The organism is Arthrobacter sp. CAN_A6 (assembly GCF_015751715.1).
Classification (GTDB): Bacteria; Actinomycetota; Actinomycetes; order Actinomycetales; family Micrococcaceae; genus Arthrobacter_D.
The window spans coordinates 515,809-534,502 of sequence record NZ_JADOUV010000002.1; the positions used below are offsets into that span (position 1 = coordinate 515,809).

Consider the following 18,694-nt stretch of genomic DNA (forward strand, 5'->3'; position numbering starts at 1 on the left):
CGCCGGCATTGTTCCGCCCTGCCTCCGGACATCGGAAAGCCCATTCATTCCAGGGAGTGCCGACCGAAGACTATTCCTCCCGGAGCTTCCGGAGCGCACGGTCCTCCCGGCGCCCCTCCACCAGCCGGTACAGCACGGGCACCAGGATCAGCGTGAGCGCGGTGGAGGAGACCAGGCCGCCGATCACGACGACGGCGAGTGGCTGGGAGATGAAGCCACCCTCACCCGTGAGCCCGAGCGCCAGGGGAGTCAGGGCGAACACGGTGGCCAGCGCGGTCATCAGGATGGGCCTCAGGCGCTGGCGGGCCCCCTGGATGATCGCCTCGCGCACCGGCATGCCCGGCTCACCATCGTGCGGCAGACGGTACTGGTTGATGAGGTCGATCAGGACGATCGCATTCGTGACCACGATCCCCACGAGCATGAGCATGCCGATCAGCGAGGGCAACCCGAGCGGAATGCCCGTGACCAGCAGGAGTGCGATGGCACCGGTGGCTGCGAAGGGGATGGAGACGAGCAGGATCAACGGTTGGACGAGGCTCTTGAACGTCGCCACCATGATCACGTACACGATCGCCACCGCGGCCCACAGGGCAAGGAACAGCTGGTCGAAGGACTCGGTCTGCTGCTCTGCGGCACCGCCGAGCGTGGCGGTGGCACCCGGGGGAAGCCCGATTCCCTCGAGCCGTTCGGTCACCGCTGCGGTGAGGGAGCCAAGGTCATCGCCCGACGGTGTGATGGAGATACGCGCGGTGCGCTCGCCGTTGGAACTCGTGACAGAGAGCGGCACCTGCACCTCCGCCACGCTCGCCACGTCGGTCAGCGGTACCGGACCTGCAGGCGTCGGGAGGGTGAGCCCCTGGAGCTGCGCCAGGCTGGTGATGGCCGTCCCCTCGCCGATCAGCACCGGGTAGTCGGTGGCATCGAGCCGGAGCGAACCCGCAGGGACGGGGCTGATGCTGCTGCCCAGCAGCCCGGCGATCTGCCCCTCACTCAGTCCGGCGTCCACAGCGGCCGCGCGGTCGACATCGATCTGCACCTGAGGCTGCGCGGCGGAGAGGTTGCTCGAGACCTCCCCTGCGCCGTCGATCCCCTGCATACCGGCCACCACGGCGTCGCTCGCTGCCTGGAGATCCTCCCCGGCCGGTGCCGTGATGTCGATGTCGATGGTGCTCGAGGTGCCGAAGCCGCCCTGCTGGCTCGATAGGGAGAACGTCCCGGCGTCGTCGAGTTCCCCGAGTTGCGCCCTCACGCTGTCCTGCAGCGCCTCCTGGTCCGCGTCCTCCTCGGTGATCACGGTGAAGGTGGCCACCGAGGCTCCCTGGGAGAACTGGGCGAAGGCACCCTGGGCGTTGCCCACCGTGAGCTGCACGTCCCGCACCTCGGGCGTACCGGCCAGGACCTCCTCGGTCCGGGCGGCGGCCGTCGTCGTCGTGTCGAGGCTCGATCCCGCCTCGAGGGTCTGCGTCACGCTGAAACTGTTCTGGCCGGTGCCGCCCAGCAGGTTGGTCGGGAGGAACGGGACCATCGCGGCTGTGGCCCCGAGGACGGCGAGGCCGGCCGTCAGCGTCCAGACCGGGTGCCGCTGCGTGCCGTGCAGCAGGGGGAGGTAGCCCCGCTGCAGCCAGGAGCGCTGCTCGCGGCGGTGGGCCTCCGCCACAGGGTCGACGGCGGCCTGCTGGCTTCCCGCCTCCGCTGCTGCCGTTCCGCCTGCCCTTCCAGCCCTGGCATGGCGTGCCCGGCCCCGACCGGGCGCCGATTGCTTCCTCGGCAGGAACCAGTAGGCAAGCACCGGAATGATCGTGAGTGACACGGCGAGGGAGGCCAGCAGCGCGATGCCGGTGGTCACGGCGAACGGCCGGAACAGCTCACCGGCCAGCCCTCCGACGAATGCGATGGGCGCGAACACCGCGACGGTGGTGAGGGTCGAGGCGGTGATGGCTCCCGCCACTTCGCGCACCGCCGTCAGGATCGCGGAGCGCTTCTCCTCGCCGTAGCCCAGGTGCCGCTTGATGTTCTCGATGACCACGATGGAGTCGTCCACCACGCGGCCGATGGCGATCGTGAGTGCACCCAGCGTCAGGATGTTGAGTGAGTACCCGGCCGCATACAGGCCGATGAAGGTGATGAGCAGGGACAGCGGAATGGAGATGGCCGTCACGAGCGTGGAGCGGACGGAGAGCAGGAAGACCAGGATGATCAGCACCGCGAAACCCAGCCCCAGGAGGCCCTCGGTGGTGAGGTCGTCGATGGAGCGTTCGATGAACGGAGCCTGGTCGAACACCACGGTGATGTCCGCGGCGTCGCCGAGCTCGGTCTCGAGGCTCGGGATCAGTTCGGTGACCTGCTGCGAGATTTCCACCGTGTCGCCGTCGGGCACCTTGGTGACGGTGAGGGCCAGGGTCTCGACGCCGTTGGTGCGCGTGACCGAGGTCGCTTCGTCGTCGGCGAGGGAAACGTCGGCAACGCCGCCGATGGTGACAGGCGTTCCCTGCGCCGTGCCCGAGGCCCCGGCATCGCCGGGAAGCACCGGAAGGGCGCGGAGGTCATCGAGTGAACCCACCGGGCTGCCCGCCTGGATGGTCAGCGACCGCTCGTCCTCCTCGAGGGTTCCGACGGGGAACAGGGCACCGTTGTTCTCGAGGGTGTCGGCGAGGTCCGCCACCGTGAGCCCGGCTGCCGCGAGCTGCCCGGCGCGGGGCAGGATCGATACGTGCTGGCTCGTACCGCCCGTGATCTCCGCCGTCCGCACCCCCTCGATCTTCTGCAGCCTCGGCACCGTCAACCGGGCGAGCTCACCGTTCAGCTCACTGAGCGTACGGTCCGAGGAGACGGCCATGAAGACGATCGGAAGGTCGCTGATGCTCCCGGCGAGGGCCTGGGGTTCGACGTCGTCGGGCAGCAGCGGCCGGACGGTGGAAATGGCGCGGTCCACCTGGGCCCGGGCCCGGTCGAGGTTGGTGCCGTAGACGAAGACGAGGCTCACGCTGGACACGCCGGTGCGCGAAGTGGCCGATGACGACTCGAGTCCCTCGACGCCGCTCAGGGCGCTCTCCAGGGGGCTGCTGACCTGCTTGTCGAGGTACTCGGGGGAGGCGCCGGGCACCGAGGAGATCACGGTGATCTGCGGGAACTCGAGCGAGGGGATGAGCTCCTGCTTGAGCGAGCCCAGGGTGATGACACCGAAGACCGACGCGAGGACGGTGATGAGGGCGATCAGCGCCCGGTTGCCCAGGGAGAGGTGCGCCAAGCGGAACATGGACCTGCCTTCGGTGCTGACGGGTGCCTGGCGAGCCGGGACAGCCGGAGGTTACGTGAGGTTCAGCACCGAGTCGGTCATAGTCTGGATTTCCGCGGCGAGGGGCTCGTTCTCGTTGAGCCGAATGCCGTAGCCGGGAATCATCTCCTTCAGCTTCGGTTCCCAGTCGGCGAGCTTCGCGGGGAAGCAGCGCCTGAGGAGTTCGACCATGATTGGTGCCGCGGTCGACGCGCCGGGGGAGGCGCCGAGGAGCGCCCCCACCGAGCCGTCGGCGGAGGTGATGACTTCGGTCCCGAACTGAAGAATTCCGCCCTTTTTCGGTGCTTTCTTGATGACCTGTACACGTTGGCCGGCCGAGATGAGTTCCCAGTTGCCGCCGTCGGCCGAGGGGACGAACTCCTTCAGCGCATCGTTCTTCGCGCCCCGGTTCTTCAGCACCTCGGAGATGAGGTACTTGGTCAGCGGCACGTTGTCCTTCGCCACAGCGAGCATCGGCACCAGGTTGGAGGACCGGATGGAGCCCGGCAGGTCGAAGAATGAGCCGCGCTTGAGGAATTTCGTCGAGAAGCCCGCATAGGGGCCGAACAGGAGTGAACGTTCGCCGTTGACGTAGCGGGTGTCGAGGTGCGGCACCGACATGGGCGGCGCGCCGACCGACGCTTGGCCGTACACCTTCGCATTGTGCTGGCCGACGAGTTCAGGGTCGGTGCAGCGCAGGAACTGGCCGGAGACGGGGAAGCCGGCGAAGCCCTTCCCTTCGGGAATGCCGGTCTTCTGCAGGAGGTGCAGCGCGCCGCCGCCTGCGCCGATGAACACGAATTTCGCGTTGACGGTGTGCGACTGCCCGGTGGCCCGGTTCTTGACCTTGACGTCCCACCGACCGTTGGTGGCCCGGGCCACGTCACCGACGTCGTGGTTGTAGTTGAGCGATACCCCGGTGCCTTCGAGGTAGGTGGTGAGGCCGCGGGTCAGCGATCCGAAGTCGACGTCCGTGCCGCCGAGGACACGGGATCCGGCCACCGGCTGGGAGGAGGGGCGGCCCTTCATGATCAGGGGCGTCCACTCGGCGAGGGTTGCGGGGTCCTCGCTGTGCTCCATGGTCCTGAACAGCGGCTGCTGGCTCAGCGCATCGTAGCGCTTGCGCAGGTAGGCGGCATTGGCGGAGCCCCAGACGAAGCTCATGTGGGGTACCGGGTTGATGAAGTCGCGGGGGCTGCCGAGGTGCCCATCCGACACCATGTGGGCCCAGAACTGGCGTGATACCTGGAACTGCTCGTTGATGGCGACGGCCTTCGCCGGATCCACCGAGCCGTCCTTGCCCGCGGGGGAGTAATTGAGTTCACAGAGCGCGGAGTGGCCGGTTCCGGCGTTGTTCCAGGGATCCGAACTCTCGAGACCCGCCCTGTCCAGGCGCTCGAAGAGAGAGATGTCCCAGTCCGGCTGCAACTGCTTCAGGAAAGCGCCCAGCGTGGCGCTCATGATGCCGCCGCCAATGAGTACGACGTCGGTGGTCTTTGCGGGGAATGCCGCCGGGCTGTTTGCGGTCAACGTAATCTCCAGTCGCTGTTGTCCTAGCGATAGAAGCGTAGCGTCTCGCAGCGGGCTTACTTAAATCCCGCCGTCGGGTTGCTTTCGGGAGCCCGACCGGTTCAGGGCGTGGTATCCGGCTGGACGTCAGCGAGATCGATGCGGTTGAAGACCTCGTTCATGACCGGGCTCACCGGGTAGCTGACCACGCGGGGCGCCATGGCCAGGGCGGAGATCGGGAATGCCAGCGGCACTGCGGGAACCCTCGCGGCAACCTGGCTGCTGATGTCCGCGTATGATTCGCGACGCTCGTCACCGTTGGGAAGGGTACGCGCACGGTTGATCTTGCTGAACAGCTGATTGTCCTCGAAGGCGAGTTCGTTCGAATAGCTTCCGAAGATCGCCCCCACGAAGTTGTCGGGATCCTGGTAGGTGCCGCTCCAGCCGAGGAGATGGAAGGCCCTTGCGTCCTCGTTCATGACCACGTCGACGTAGCCTTCGTTCCACTGAGTGGGCATCGGCTTGAGGTTCAGGCCCGCGGCGGTGAGCTGGCGGCTCAGTTCGGCGTAGGTCTTCTCGGGCGCAGGGAGGTAGGGGCGCGAAATGTCCAGCGGATAGTAGAAGGGCAATTCCGAGCCGTCGTACCCGGATTCCGCCAGCAGCTCCTTGGCCCTGTCCAGATTGTGGCCGTACGACTCGACGGTCTCCCCACTGATGCCGAGCTTCTCCGGGATGAAGAGGCGTGCCGGCTTGGTCCCCTCCAGGAAACGGCCGGAGATCAGCTCCGGCTTGTCGACGGCATAGGCAACGGCCTGTCGGAACTTGATGTCGTCGATTCCCGGGAAATTCTGGTTCATACCGAGGTAGAGAACCGAATACGGGTCCCTCTGCAGGAACTGCAGGCCGGCGCGGGCAACCTCTCCGGCGTTCTCCACGGTGACGAAGTCGTAGCCGTCGATCCTTCCGGCGATAAGCGCGCGCAGGCGCGCATCGGGGTGGGCGATCGTGGTGAAGATCACGTCCCTCACCTCACCCCGTTCTCCCCAGTACTCCTCGAAGAATGACAGCTCGACGCGGTCGTCCTCCCAGGAGGTGAACCGGAAGGGGCCGGTGCCCACCGGGTTCCGGCCGTACTCCGAGATCCGTGTTCCCTCGCGGGTGCCGGTGAGCTCATCGGCTGCGAGCTCCGTCAGTGCCTTCGGAGAGGACATGGCGAAACCAGGCGAGGCGAGGGCCGGGATGAACCCTGTCATCCGGCTCTTCAGGCTGATGAGGACCTCGAACTGGCCGAGCGGCTGGCACGCCGAGTAGAGCGATACCTCCGGCTCATCGGAGTAGGCCTTGAACACATCCTCGAACGGCAGGGCGGTACTGGCGGCGCGCGCCGAGCGGGGAGTGGTGTACCAGCGGTCGAAATTCGCGCAGACCGCCTCGGCATTGAACGGCTCGCCGTCATGGAAGATGACGTCGTCGCGCAGTTCGAAGGCATATGCCCGTCCTTCGTCCCGTTCCTCCCAGGAGGACGCGAGCAGGGGTGCCGGCTCCGAGGTCAGGGGGTCCACTCCCACGAGCCCCTGGAGCATCTGCTGCGTCACCCGGTAGGATTCCGTGTCGCTGACCATGGCCGGGTCCAGGCTTTCCGGATCGGCGGCCGTACCGAGCACGAACGTGGTATTTCCTGCCGTGGGGGTCGCGGCGGATGTCGGCGGAGCCGACGACGAGGTCGGGGCGGGGCTGGCGGAGGTGCAGGCGGCCATCCCGAGAACAGAGGCCATCGCAGTGAGTGTGAGGCAGGCGCGCTTCAGGGGCTTCAGCCCTGGGGCGTTGTTTTTCACAGGCAGGTTCTCCGCAAGGGCCGTCGGGCCGGGGTAGGCGATCGAAAGGCAAGTCTAGGGGATCGACCTGTACGGGGGCTGGGTCCGGAATGGCATCGAGTTGCCTGCAAGTGCGCGCGCAATAGAAAAGCGGGCCCTCGCACCGTCGGTGCGAAGGCCCGCTTCCAATCCCTGGACAACGTTAGAGGAGTCGGACCAGGGAGACCGTTACTACTGTGCTGCTGGGGGGGTGAGGACGGTGTCGATCAGGTAGACGGTGGCGTTGGCGGTCATGACGCCGCCGCAGATCACGCTTGCACCGTTGACCATGAGCTCGTCGCCGGAGCCGGTCACTTCGACGTCGCCGCCCTGGACGGTCGTCTGGGTGGTGCCCTCGAGGTCTGCGGGCAGGACCTGGCCGGGCACGACGTGGTAGGTCAGGATGCTGGAGAGCAGATCGGCATCGGTCTTCAGCGTTTCGAGGGTCTCGGCGGGCAGTGCGGCGAAGGCCTCGTCGACGGGTGCGAAGACGGTGAACTCGTCGCTGTTGAGCGTGTCGACGAGGTCGACGTCGGGGTTGAGCTGGCCCGAGACGGCCGCGGTGAGCTGCGTGAGGATGGGGTTGTTCGACGCAGCGGTTGCCACGGGGTCGAGGGCCATTCCTGCTACCGAGCCGGCGCCGTCGGGGACGGTCTCGGCGTAGCCGGCGCAGCCGGGGCCCACGAGGTTCGCTGCCGGGTCCATCGCGCCGTCGGTGGCCATGTCGGTGGATTCCTCGGTGGCCATTTCGGTGGCTTCGGGGGTCATCGACTCGGTGGCCTCGGCCGAGGCCTCCGTGGTCATGGCCTCCGTCTCGGTCCCGGTTGCTGCTTCCTCGCCGCCGCCACAGGCCGCAAGGCCGAACATTGACACTGCTGCGAGTGAGAGGATCGAAAGATTCCTGCGCTTGGTGAGTTCCATGAGATTTCTCCTCCATAGACGTGACCCGGCGGGAGCCTGGAGTCAGCTGACTGATTTGTGAAACACATCGTGTTGATGTCTCAGGAGGTACTTCGGACGTGCCGGAAAGGAGGATGGGTGGATGGGCGAAAAGTTTTTCTACACGCCGCAGAACTTCCTCGATGGGGTGTGGCACCGGTTAACGCCGAAGGCCCCGTCGGAAGTTTCCGACCGGGGCCTTTACCGTGCGCAAGAGGGGACTTGAACCCCTACGTCCGAAGACACTGGATCCTAAATCCAGCGCGTCTGCCAATTCCGCCACTCGCGCCGACGTCGTTCCGGGAGGAGGAATCCGTCCCCGCCGAAAACGTCAGGATCCAGTGTACGTGGAAATCAGTCCACACCGAGGTCGCGGCGGAGCTTCGCGACATGCCCGGTGGCCTTGACGTTGTACTGGGCCAGCGAGACGACGCCGTCTTCGTCGAGGACCACTGTCGAGCGGATCAATCCTTCGGAGGTCTTGCCGTAGTTGTTCTTCTCACCCCAGGCGCCCCAGGCGTCGGCCACGGCGTGATCCTCGTCGGAGAGCAGTGGAAACGTCAGGTGTTCCTGATCCACGAAGGCCTTGAGCTTGTCCTGCGGGTCCGGTGACACACCGAGAACCTTGTATCCCGCAGCGGCGAGACCGGCGAGGTTGTCCCGGAAGTCGCAGGCCTGGGTAGTGCAACCGGGAGTTGCCGCGGCAGGGTAGAAGTAGACGACGACCTTGCTGCCCCGTTCCTTCGCCAGCTCGACCAGATTGCCGTCGGCGTCGGCCAGTGCGAACTCGGGAGCACGATCCCCGGGTGACAATCGTTGTGTCATTAGCACTCCTTGGTATGTCGGTTGATGGGTCCGCTGATTCGGCAGGCTCAAAAATATCAGCCAGCTTAGCTATCATAGGGGGTGGAGGATCGGCGTCGCTGGGGAGCGCAGGTTCAAAAGCGAGAGGAAGTGCACGGTTATATGCCCGATCTGGAGCAATGGCCAACCGGCAGGCTGCTGACGACGGCGGCGCGCCTGGTCGAGCATGCCTGGAACGAGCGGCTGGTGGACATCGGAGTCACGCACGCCGGAGTGATTGCTCTCGGAGTGCTGGCCGCCCAGGGCGCCATGACCCAGGCGGCCCTCGCCCAGATCGTGCGGGTCCAGGCCCAGACCATGGGAAAGACCCTCTCGAGGCTTGAGGCCCGCGGTCACGTGACGCGCGTCCGCAATGACCTCGACCGTCGCTCCCATCTCGTCTCGGTCACGGCCGACGGGCTGCTGGTCCTGACAAAGGCCGATGATATCGAGCGCACCCTCGTCGCCGGCGGCGGCCTTGTGTCCGAGGAGTTGCGGCGACACCTGCAGAGCGTGATCCAGGAACTGGGAGCGCCCCGCTGGAACTGGACGGCGGCAGCCGCGCCCGGCGTCGTCGCGCTCGCGCAGGTTCCGCCTCCGCCCGGCGAGCCCGCGGAACCACTTCCGATTCTCGAGTAGCCTGCCCGGAGCTTTCGCTGGGAGAACCGCGCATTCCCGGCCGCTATACGGCATCCCTTGACGGAATAGAAGATTTGAAGCGGTGTTGAAGTAGAAAAACCATTGCGTAGTAAGTCGGCTTATGGTCTCGTGGGAAGCGTTAGTGAGTTGACGCCGACCCGGAGTGGACAGCATGCCAAAACCTCCAGCAGCCAGACCATTTCCGGATTCCACCGCCGGAGGAGGCCGCGCACCCACTCCCCTGAAGAATGCACTGCAGGATGACATCGCCGTGCGGCATATGGACCTCGCCGAATCCGTTGCTCGCTCCTTCTCGTCCTTCGGCCCCGATGCCTCGGATATCCGTCAGGTCGCCTATCTCGGTCTGATCAAGGCCGTCCAGCGGTTCAACCCCGCACGGGGTGTGCCCTTTGCCTCTTTCGCCATCCCGACCATCACCGGCGAAGTCAAGCGGTACCTTCGGGACTGCTGCTGGGTGGTCCGCCCGCCGCGCCACCTCCAGGACCTGCGGACCGAGATCGCCCGCACCTCTCCGGCCATGGCGCAGCGGCTCGGCCGCGAGCCGTCACCGAAAGAGCTTGCCGGAGAGCTGGGCTGGGATGAGGACGTCGTCCGGGAAGCGCTGGCCTGCCAGAGCAGCCTTCGGCCGGATTCCCTCGACGCGCCGTTCGACGGCCGAAGCTGGGCGGATACGCTCGAGACCCCGGAGAGCAGCACCGACCGCACCGACGAAATGCTGTCCCTGCGCTCGGCGGTCAACGAGCTGTCCAGCACCGAGAAGGAACTGCTCTACCGGCGCTACTTCAACGAAGAAACGCAGCAGCAGATCGGTGAGCAGCTCGGAATGTCACAGATGCAGGTTTCGCGGAAGCTGGCGCGCGTCCTGGTCACCCTGCAGAAGCGCCTCCTTGGTGAGCCCGCCGAACAGCGCGGGAGTTCTCCCGCGTCCGCGCGCATCGCCTGACCCCGCAGGAGGCGCATCAGTCGATACCGAGCCGGGCCGCGGCGGCCAGCACATCCTCTGCCGTCACAGCGAGGATCGCAGGGTCGGGGTCCTCCGAGAAGGTCTCACCGCGCCGCACTGATTCGTCGGTCAGGACAAGATGCGGTCCCGGGGGCGGGCCCCACTCCGCGGCGGGGGCCGGGCCGAACAGGACAACCGAAGGACGTGCGTACGCGGACGCGAGGTGGGCCGCCCCGGTGTCCGCCGAGATCACGAGGGAAGCGCCGGAGATCAATCCCGCGAAGGCATCCAGTGCGAGTTCCCCCGCCGCGACGGACTCCGCGGGAAGTCCTGCCGCATCCGCCACCGCCAGGGCGCGGGGGCGCTCCTTCGTGCTTCCCGTGAAGACCACTTCATGCCCGGCGCCGGCTAGCGCCCGTGCCACTTCTGCGAACCGCTCCACCGGCCACAGACGGCTTCCGTAGGCGGCTCCGACATGCAGGACGACGGCGCCCGGCGTGCGGCTGCCGCCGTCGGGAATGCGCAGGCGGCAGTCGAGGGGATCGGCGGGGATGCCGTGCCAGGAGACGAGGTCGGCCCACCGCTGGCGCTCGTGGATGCCGTGCCGCCACTCGGGGCCGTCCCAGCCGGGCGAGCGGTGCCCGATCCGCCTGGCCGGCCGGATTTCCTCGAGGCGCTGCCGGCTCTCGCCGCCGCTGCCGTGGAGATTCACGGCGACGTCCACGCGGTCTGCCTCGATGGGCAGCGGATCGTCGAGCCCGTGGGTGGGCAACAGGTCGTCGACACTGTCGGTCAGGGCGACGATCGGAGCGAGCCAGGACTGCGCCGCATAGTAGATCCGGTGTTCGGGGAAGGACCGTCGAAGGCCCCGCAGTGCCGGGAGCGCCACCAGGAGATCTCCCAGCTTCAAGGCACGCAGCGCGAGCAGCTCAGGGCGTCCATCGGGCCGAGGTGGTGCTGCGGGCAGGGCAAGCGGATCCATCCCTTCATCCTGCCAGAACTGCGGCCGACGACGGCGGGGGAGGGTTGCCTCAGGTTCCGCAGTAGGTTCGGTAGGTGCCGAAGTCCTCAGGTGCGGGAGCGGCGTAGCGCTGCAGGCCCGGGCGCTCGTCGTACGGCCTGGTCACTGCGTCCAGCAGCCTTTCGAGCGGATCGAGGTCGCCTTCGGTGCCCGCGGCGAGGGACTCCTCCACCAGATGGTTGCGCGGGATGTAGACGGGATTGACCCGATCCATCGCGTCGGCGTCCGGACCCAGGGCACGCCAGTGCTCCGCCCAGGCGTCGAACGCCGACGCCTCGGGGAAGAGGGTACGCACCGGGCCGGCATCGCCGCGGGCGGCGCCGCCGAGACCGCGGAAGAACGATGTGTAGTCGACGCCTTCCGCCTGAAGCAGGGTGAGCAGTTCGTCCACGAGAGGCGGGGCGACATCGTCGTCGAGGGTATCAGCCCGAGTGCGCAGACGAGGCAGGCCCAACTTCCCCCTCATACCGGCCGACCATGCGGCGCTGTACTGCCGGGGGAACGAGTCGAGCGGTTCCATGGCCAGCGGGATCGCCTGGTCCTGGTCCTCGTGGAAGAGGGGCAGGAGGGCCTCGGCGAGGCGGGCGAGGTTCCACTGGGCCACCACCGGCTGGTTCCCGTAGGCGTAGCGCCCGCCGGAGTCGATCGAGCTGTAGACAGTGGCCGGGTCGAAGGCCTCCAGGAAAGCGCACGGCCCGTAGTCGATGGTCTCCCCCGAGATCGTCATGTTGTCGGTGTTCATGACCCCGTGGATGAATCCGACGAGCATCCACTGGGCCACCAGCGACGCCTGGGCGGCGACCACCGATCCGAACAGTGCGAGGTACGGGTTCTCGGCCTGCGCGGCGTCGGGGTAGTGACGCGCGAGGGCATGGTCCGCGAGGCGGCGGAGGAGGGCGGTGTCGCCGGTGGCCCGGGCGTATTGGAAGCTGCCCACGCGCAGGTGGCTGCCCGCGACCCTGGTGAGCACCGCTCCCGGCAGCAGGGTATCCCGGCGCACCGACCGCCCGGTCGCCACCACCGCGAGGGAGCGCGTCGTGGGTATTCCAAGGGCCTGCATCGCCTCGCTGATGACATACTCCCGCAGCATGGGTCCCACCGCGGCCAGGCCATCGCCGGCGCGCGCGAACGGTGTGCGCCCGGAGCCCTTGAGATGGATATCGCGAAGGTGGCCGTCGGCGTCGGCGACTTCGCCCAGCAGGAGTGCCCGCCCGTCACCGAGGCGTGGGGAGAACCCGCCGAACTGATGACCCGCGTAGGCCTGGGCCACCGGAGTAGCCCCGCTGGGGACGAGGTTGCCGACCAGGAGGCGCTGGCCGTCCGGGCTCCGCAGCCATGCGGGGTCCAGACCCAACTCCACGGCGAGTGGCTCGTTGAGTACGAGCAGCCGGGGGTCGGGAGCTTCCTCGGCCTCCCACGGAAGGGCCAGCTCCGGAAGGTCCCGGGCGAAATGGCTGGAAAGGGGAACTGTCGGTGCCGATGCAACGCTCACGTTCTCCACGTTACCGCGGGACATCCCGACCGGCCACGGTCCGCCGCAGCCCTCCGGAACATCCACCGGTACTTGACATCCCGCCCGCCGGAGAAGGAAGGGAGCCGCGGGTTGAGGGAGGACGGAGAAGCAGAAGGGGGAGAAGAAGTTCGTTCCCAAGTGTTTAGCACTGCTTCTTCTCGGGAACAGAGCTTGTATGACGTTTCTCCTCATCGGATCCGCTGCGGCGCCCCAGGCGGTCCTCTTCGACCGCGACGGCACCATCGTGGTCGATGTGCCCTACAACGGCGATCCGGAGCTCGTGCGGGAAGTGGAGGGAGCGCGGCAGGTGCTCGACGCACTGCGGGAGGCCGGCGTTTCCGTCGGTGTGGTAACCAATCAGTCGGGCATCGCCCGCGGCCTTCTTACCCGTAGCCAGGTGGACGCCGTCAATGCCCGGGTGGAGGAGCTCCTCGGTCCGTTCGAGGTCTGGGAGGTGTGTCCGCACGGCGCCGGCGACGGGTGTGCCTGCCGGAAGCCGGAGCCGGGCATGGTCCTGAGTGCCTCCCGCAGGCTCGGCATCGACCCCTCGAACGTGGCGCTGATCGGTGATATCGGAGCCGACGTCGATGCCGCCGAGGCTGCCGGCGCCCGGGGGGTGCTCGTCCCCACCGGAGTGACCCGTCCTGAAGAAATCGAGGCAGCAGAGCTGGTCGCCCCTGACCTCGCGGGCGCCCTCGAGCTCCTGTGGGGGACAGCCCGGTGAGCGCGAAGGTGCTCGTGGCCCGGCTGGACAGCGCCGGAGACGTGCTGCTGGCAGGGCCCGCCGTGCGTGCCGTCGCGGCGGGCCGGAACGGTGCGCCGAACGACGTCGTGATGGTGTGCGGGCCGCAGGGTGCGCCGGCGGCGCGACTGCTTCCGGGAGTGACTGATGTCCTCACCTGGGAGGCCCCATGGATCGTCGACCCCGCACCGGCGGTGACTCCGGCACTGACCGGCACGCTGATGGACGCCGTGGTCGGGGCGGGGATCGAGGAAGCGGTGATCCTGACCTCGTTCCATCAGTCGCCGCTTCCGCTGGCACTGCTGCTGCGGCTTGCCGGGGTGGACCGCATCACCGGCGCGTCGGTCGACTACGCGGGAAGCCTCCTCGACGTGCGCCTCAAGCCCGGCGAGGATTTCCCCGAGGACCAGCCCGAGGCGGAGCGTGCGCTCGGTATCGCTGCTGCGGCGGGCTTTCCCCTGCCCGACGACGACGACGGCCGCCTCCGGGTGACGGAGCTTCCCGACGTTCGCCACCTGGTGGGGGAGGGACCCTATATCGCGGTCCATCCGGGAGCGGCCGTCCCCTCACGGGCGTGGCCGCCGCTCCACCATGCTGCCGCAGTGGAGCTTCTCACCGCAGCGGGTTTCCGCGTAGTGGTCACGGGTGGCCCGCGCGAGCGCGAGCTGACGGCCACAGTTGCAGGACCCGAAGGCATCGACCTGGGCGGCCGCACCGATCTTCCCTTTCTCGGAGCCGTGCTGCAGGGCGCAACCGTGGTGATCACCGGGAACACGGGGCCGGCGCACCTCGCCGCCGCCGTCGGAACGCCGGTGGTCTGCCTGTTCGCGCCCGTGGTGCCCGCGGTGCGCTGGGCGCCGTACCGGATTCCGGTCGAACTGCTCGGCGACCAGCACGCGGCCTGCGCCGGAAGCAGGGCGCGGATCTGCCCTGTGCAGGGGCATCCCTGCCTGTCCGGGGTGTCCCCCGAGGACGTGGTGGAAGCCGTCCTGAGGCTCAGCTCGGGTGTGCCGTCGCTGGGCTCACGCCGCAGTATCGGGCGCACCGACGGCAGGCGCCAGAGGAGGGGAACCCGATGAGGATACTGCTGTGGCACGTGCATGGCGGGTGGACCGACGCCTTCGTGCGGGGGGACCATACCTACGTCCTGCCCACCGGCGCCGAGGGCGGTCCCTGGGGACTCGGGCGGGCAGGCCGCGACTGGCCGCCCTCCGTCCTCGAGGTGGCGCACGAGGACCTGCGGGACCAGGAATTCGACGTCGTCGTCCTCCAGCGTGTCGAGGAGATCGCCGAGTGCACGCGGCTGCTCGGGCGGACGCCGGGCCGGGAACTCCCGGCAGTCTTCCTCGAGCACAACACCCCCAAGGGCGGCGTACCCGGCACGCAGCATCCGCTGCGGAGCCAGGCCGAGATCCCGATCGTGCACGTCACGCATTTCAACGACCTGTTCTGGGACAACGGGATAGCGCCGACCACGGTGATCGAGCACGGAATCGTGGACCCGGGCCACCGGTACACCGGGGAGCTGGAACAACTCGCGGTGGTCATCAACGAGCCCGTCCGCAGGGGCCGCGTCACCGGAACCGATCTCCTGGGACGCTTCACCGACCTTGCCCCGCTCGAGGTGTTCGGCATGGGCACCGCCGGCCTGGCCGAAGCCACAGGACTCGACCCGGTACGCGTCCGGATCGGCGGGGACCTTCCGACGGCGCAGCTCCATGCCCGGCTGGCCCGTTCCCGCGCCTATCTCCACCCGCTCCGGTGGACCTCCCTGGGGCTGGCGCTGCTCGAGGCGATGCATCTCGGCATGCCGGTCCTCGCGCTGGCCACCACCGAGGCGGCACGCGCCGTCCCTCCTGGTGCCGGCGCTGTGTCGACGGACGTCGAGGACCTCCGCCGCGCGGCGAGGGTGCTCATCGAGGATCCCGACGAGGCCCGGGCGCGGGGAGCAGTGGCGCGCGCAGCGGCCCTCGGACGCTACGGACTGAACCGATTCCTTGCCGACTGGGACAGCGTCCTTGAGCGGACAGCAGGGCGCTCCCGCGTCCTGGCAGTAACCGAGAGGAGAGCCCAGTGAAGATATCGATGGTGTCGGAGCATGCCAGTCCATTGGCAGCGCTCGGAGGAGTGGACGCCGGCGGCCAGAACGTGCACGTGGCGGAGCTCTCACTCGCGCTGTCGCGGCGCGGGCACGAGGTCACGGTGTACACCCGGCGTGATGATCCCTTCCTCCCCGACCGGGTGCGCACCGGGTCCCGGCTCGAGGTGGTCCATGTGACGGCCGGGCCGGCGTGCGCAGTTCCCAAGGACGGACTCCTGCCCTACATGGGTGCACTCGCCGAGGGCATCTTCGCCGACTGGGGCAACCAGCCGCCGGACATCGTGCACGGGCACTTCTGGATGTCCGGCCTGGCCGCGCTCGATGCCGCAGGCCGCTCGCGCGCCGCCGGCAGGCCTGTCGAGGTGGTCCAGACCTTCCACGCGCTGGGCACGGTCAAGCAACGGCACCAGGGAACCGACGACACCAGCCCCGCCGACCGCATCCTGCTCGAGGCGATGGTGGCGCGGAGTGCGCGCCGGGTGGTGGCCACCTGTTCCGACGAGGTCTTCGAACTCAAATCGATGGGGGTCGCCGGGAACCGGGTATCCATCGCACCCTGCGGCGTCGACCTGGAGCTCTTCACACCCACCGGTCCCGTCGAATCCAGGGGCAGGGCCCACCGCATCGTCAGCGTGGGGCGCCTGGTGCCGCGCAAGGGCATGGACCTGGTGATCCGTGCGCTGCGCGAGCTGAAGGACGCCGGGCACGACGACGTCGAACTCGTGATCGTGGGCGGTCCCGGCAGTTCCACGGGGCTGGAGGGTGATCCGGAAGCGCAGCGGCTGCGGTCCCTTGCCCGGACGCTGGGCGTCGAGGACCGGGTGGAGCTGCGCGGGCAGGTCCAGCGGGGCGAGATGCCTGCCCTCCTGCGCAGCGCCGACGCCGTGGTCTGCGCCCCCTGGTATGAACCGTTCGGCATCGTGCCGTTGGAGGCGATGGGCTGCGGAGTGCCGGTGGTCGCCGCTGCCGTGGGCGGGCTCGTGGACACGGTGGTGGACGGCCGCACCGGACTGCACGTTCCGCCGCAGGACCCCGCAGCCATCGCCGGTGCCGTCGCCGAGATCCTTACCGACCCCGAGTGGTCCGCAGGCCTGGGCCGGAACGGGTACCGCAGGGTGCGCGCACGGTATTCGTGGAGCAGGATCGCAGCCGACACCGAAAAGGCCTACCAGTCGGCCCTGCGCAGCGGCAGCGCAGCGTCGGCGGATTTCGATTCGCCGGGCGCCGCCCGGCACCTGGAGAGCACGGGAGGGAGGGCACTGTGAGCGCCGAAACGAGCAGCCTACTGACGCCCCTGCACGCTGGTGAGCCGCAGGCGGCCCCCTCGCAGGAGCCGGAGCCAGGGGAACTGGTCCGGAACCACCTCCGGGGGGTGATGCCTGCCCTTCAATCGCTGTTCGCCCAGTCCGACCACCTCGCGCAGTGGGGAGTTGAACTCGCCGACCGCCTGATGGCCGGCCAGCGCGTGCTCGCCGCCGGCAACGGTGGTTCGGCTGCCGAGGCGCAGCATCTGACGGCGGAGCTCGTGGGGCGCTTCGACGGTGAACGGGAACCCTTCTCAGCCATCTCGCTTCACGCGGAAACCTCTGCCGTCACCGCCATCGCGAACGACTACGGCTTCGACCAGATGTTCGCACGGCAGGTCCGGGCGCACGGGAGGCGCGGCGACATCCTGGTGCTGCTGAGCACGAGCGGCAAGAGCCCGAACCTCCTGCACGCGGCGGCGGCGGCGCGGGACGCCGGGATCACCACCTGGGCCCTGACGGGAACCGGTCCCAACCCGCTGACCGACTGCGTGGACGAGTATGTCGCCATCGAGGCGGGGTCGGCGAACGCCCAGGAGGGCCACCTGATGGCGCTGCACGGGATCTGCCGGGCGTTCGACGCCGAGGTGCTGGGCCGGCGGAGGGCGGGACGATGAAGATCCTCGTGGTGGGTGATGTCCTGCTGGACACCGACCTCTCGGGAGATGCAGGCAGGCTGTCGCCCGATGCGCCGGTTCCCGTGGTCGACGTCGACGTCGTGCAGCGCCGGGCCGGAGGAGCAGGGCTGGTGGCCCGGATGCTGCAGATCGACGGGCACGAGAGCGGGCTGGTCACGGTCTTCGGAAGCGACGACGCCGCCGGGCTGCTCCGCGCCGAACTCGACGGGATCACGGTGACGTCCGGGCCGTCGGGAGCTCCCACACCGGTCAAGACACGCGTCCGGGCGGCAGGCCACCCGGTGGTGCGCTTCGACGAGGGGTGCGCGAAACCTCCCGTACCGGAATGCACCGCCGACATGCTGGCAGCCCTCGAATCCGCCGAGGCGATCGTCGTGGCCGACTACGGCCGCGGGCTCACGGCGAATCCGGACCTACGGGCGGCGTTGGCGCGGCAGCTCGGACGGATCCCCGTGGTCTGGGATCCGCACCCGGCCGGGGCCGACCCCATTCCCGGAGTCACCGCCATCACCCCCAACCTCGGAGAGGCCCTGCGCTTCACCGGAGTGGAGGGGACCGGCACGCAGGCGGCCGCCACGGCCGCCGAGGTGCTGCTCGCGTGCTGGAAGAGCCGCGCCGTCGTGGTCACCCTGGGTGAGCAGGGCGCCCTTGTTGCGGCACGCGGCACCCTTCCCCAGGTCGTCCCGGCTCCGCGGGTCTCGGGAGCGGACCCCTGCGGCGCGGGGGACCGTTTCGCGTCGTCGCTCGCCGTGAACCTCGCTGCCGGCCTCGCCGTGGATGTGGCGGCACAGGCGGCAGCGGAGGCAGCGGCGTCGTTCCTTGCGGCAGGAGGTGTGTCCGCCCTGTTCGCACCGCCGGCGGATGAGCCCCGCGAACTGAACGTGCCGGGCCTTGACGCACTGAACGTCGCCCGGCGCACCCGGGAGTCCGGTGGCACCGTGGTGGCGACCGGCGGGTGCTTCGACCTGATCCACGCCGGTCACGCACGCACCCTCGCCGCGGCCCGGAGGCTCGGCGACTGCCTGATCGTGTGCCTCAACTCGGACTCCTCGGTCCGGCGGCTCAAGGGTGACTCCAGGCCCATCATGGGGGAGGAGGACCGCGCCGAACTGCTGGCGGCCCTCGAATGCGTTGACGCAGTGCTGGTCTTCGACGAGTCGACGCCCGAAGACGCGATTGCCCGGCTCCGACCCGATATCTGGGTCAAGGGCGGCGACTACGCGGCCGAGGACCTTCCGGAGGCGAAGCTCGTCAGCAGCTGGGGCGGGCGCACCGTCACCGTCCCCTATATCCCCGCCCGGTCGACCACCAAACTCGCCGCCGCGCTCGCCAAGGTGGGCTGAGCAGCTCC

The 18,694-nt window shown here is 68.5% G+C and carries 15 protein-coding genes and 1 tRNA gene; 8 read left to right on the forward strand and 8 right to left on the reverse strand.

The annotated features are described in order from the left end of the window. Positions 1–70: 70 nt before the first annotated feature. From IWX75_RS05820 to bcp, 6 genes are all read right to left on the reverse strand, one after another. Positions 71–3,259: an efflux RND transporter permease subunit gene (locus IWX75_RS05820; protein WP_196821273.1), complete on the reverse strand. Its 3,189-nt coding sequence runs from the start codon at positions 3,257–3,259 to the stop codon at positions 71–73. Between the two features lie 51 nt (positions 3,260–3,310). Further along, on the reverse strand, positions 3,311–4,807 hold the full coding sequence (locus IWX75_RS05825) for a malate:quinone oxidoreductase (RefSeq protein ID WP_196821274.1): 1,497 nt from the start codon (positions 4,805–4,807) through the stop codon (positions 3,311–3,313). A gap of 101 nt (positions 4,808–4,908) precedes the next feature. Further along, positions 4,909–6,621 carry an ABC transporter substrate-binding protein gene (locus IWX75_RS05830; protein ID WP_334684134.1) on the reverse strand — a complete coding sequence of 571 codons (1,713 nt, stop codon included), beginning with the start codon at positions 6,619–6,621 and terminating at the stop codon, positions 4,909–4,911. A gap of 210 nt (positions 6,622–6,831) precedes the next feature. Further along, entirely contained in the window at positions 6,832–7,560 is a 729-nt protein-coding gene (locus IWX75_RS05835) for a fasciclin domain-containing protein (protein ID WP_196821275.1), read from the reverse strand. Between the two features lie 225 nt (positions 7,561–7,785). Next, positions 7,786–7,867: transfer RNA gene (locus tag IWX75_RS05840), tRNA-Leu, on the reverse strand. Between the two features lie 65 nt (positions 7,868–7,932). Further along, a complete protein-coding gene (gene bcp / locus IWX75_RS05845) occupies positions 7,933–8,403 on the reverse strand; it encodes a thioredoxin-dependent thiol peroxidase (RefSeq protein ID WP_196821276.1) in 471 nt (156 codons plus the stop codon). A gap of 141 nt (positions 8,404–8,544) precedes the next feature. Here bcp and IWX75_RS05850 point away from each other — a divergent pair, with 141 nt between their 5' ends. Together IWX75_RS05850 and IWX75_RS05855 are read left to right on the forward strand one after the other, a co-directional pair. Further along, positions 8,545–9,060, forward strand: coding sequence for a MarR family winged helix-turn-helix transcriptional regulator (locus tag IWX75_RS05850; protein WP_196821277.1), 516 nt, complete (start codon positions 8,545–8,547; stop codon positions 9,058–9,060). Between the two features lie 172 nt (positions 9,061–9,232). Beyond that, positions 9,233–10,024 carry a sigma-70 family RNA polymerase sigma factor gene (locus IWX75_RS05855; RefSeq protein ID WP_196821278.1) on the forward strand — a complete coding sequence of 264 codons (792 nt, stop codon included), beginning with the start codon at positions 9,233–9,235 and terminating at the stop codon, positions 10,022–10,024. A gap of 16 nt (positions 10,025–10,040) precedes the next feature. Here the strand turns inward: IWX75_RS05855 and IWX75_RS05860 are convergent, their stop codons facing one another. Together IWX75_RS05860 and IWX75_RS05865 are read right to left on the reverse strand one after the other, a co-directional pair. Next, entirely contained in the window at positions 10,041–11,006 is a 966-nt protein-coding gene (locus IWX75_RS05860; RefSeq protein ID WP_196821279.1) for a glycosyltransferase family 9 protein, read from the reverse strand. A 49-nt stretch (positions 11,007–11,055) separates the two neighbouring features. Next, on the reverse strand, positions 11,056–12,561 hold the full coding sequence (locus tag IWX75_RS05865) for a protein adenylyltransferase SelO (protein WP_196821280.1): 1,506 nt from the start codon (positions 12,559–12,561) through the stop codon (positions 11,056–11,058). Between the two features lie 172 nt (positions 12,562–12,733). On the opposite strand from IWX75_RS05865, the gene IWX75_RS05870 reads away from it, so the two are divergent. The 6 genes from IWX75_RS05870 to rfaE2 are packed head-to-tail and all read left to right on the forward strand — an operon-like array spanning position 12,734 to position 18,686. Continuing rightward, positions 12,734–13,282: a D-glycero-alpha-D-manno-heptose-1,7-bisphosphate 7-phosphatase gene (locus IWX75_RS05870; RefSeq protein ID WP_196821281.1), complete on the forward strand. Its 549-nt coding sequence runs from the start codon at positions 12,734–12,736 to the stop codon at positions 13,280–13,282. After that, positions 13,279–14,379 (forward strand): glycosyltransferase family 9 protein, encoded by a 1,101-nt coding sequence (locus IWX75_RS05875; RefSeq protein WP_334684136.1) that lies wholly within the window; start codon positions 13,279–13,281, stop codon positions 14,377–14,379. The genes IWX75_RS05870 and IWX75_RS05875 overlap by 4 nt, the downstream gene beginning before the upstream one ends. Next, complete coding sequence (locus tag IWX75_RS05880; protein ID WP_196821282.1) at positions 14,376–15,377, forward strand: glycosyltransferase; 1,002 nt, start codon at positions 14,376–14,378, stop codon at positions 15,375–15,377. Before IWX75_RS05875 ends, IWX75_RS05880 begins: the two co-directional genes overlap by 4 nt. Next, a complete protein-coding gene (locus tag IWX75_RS05885) occupies positions 15,374–16,666 on the forward strand; it encodes a glycosyltransferase (protein ID WP_196821283.1) in 1,293 nt (430 codons plus the stop codon). The genes IWX75_RS05880 and IWX75_RS05885 overlap by 4 nt, the downstream gene beginning before the upstream one ends. Before the next feature lie 29 nt (positions 16,667–16,695). After that, positions 16,696–17,322 (forward strand): D-sedoheptulose-7-phosphate isomerase, encoded by a 627-nt coding sequence (locus IWX75_RS05890; protein ID WP_442858951.1) that lies wholly within the window; start codon positions 16,696–16,698, stop codon positions 17,320–17,322. Continuing rightward, positions 17,319–18,686, forward strand: coding sequence for a D-glycero-beta-D-manno-heptose 1-phosphate adenylyltransferase (rfaE2, locus tag IWX75_RS05895; protein WP_196821284.1), 1,368 nt, complete (start codon positions 17,319–17,321; stop codon positions 18,684–18,686). Before IWX75_RS05890 ends, rfaE2 begins: the two co-directional genes overlap by 4 nt. Positions 18,687–18,694: the final 8 nt, after the last annotated feature.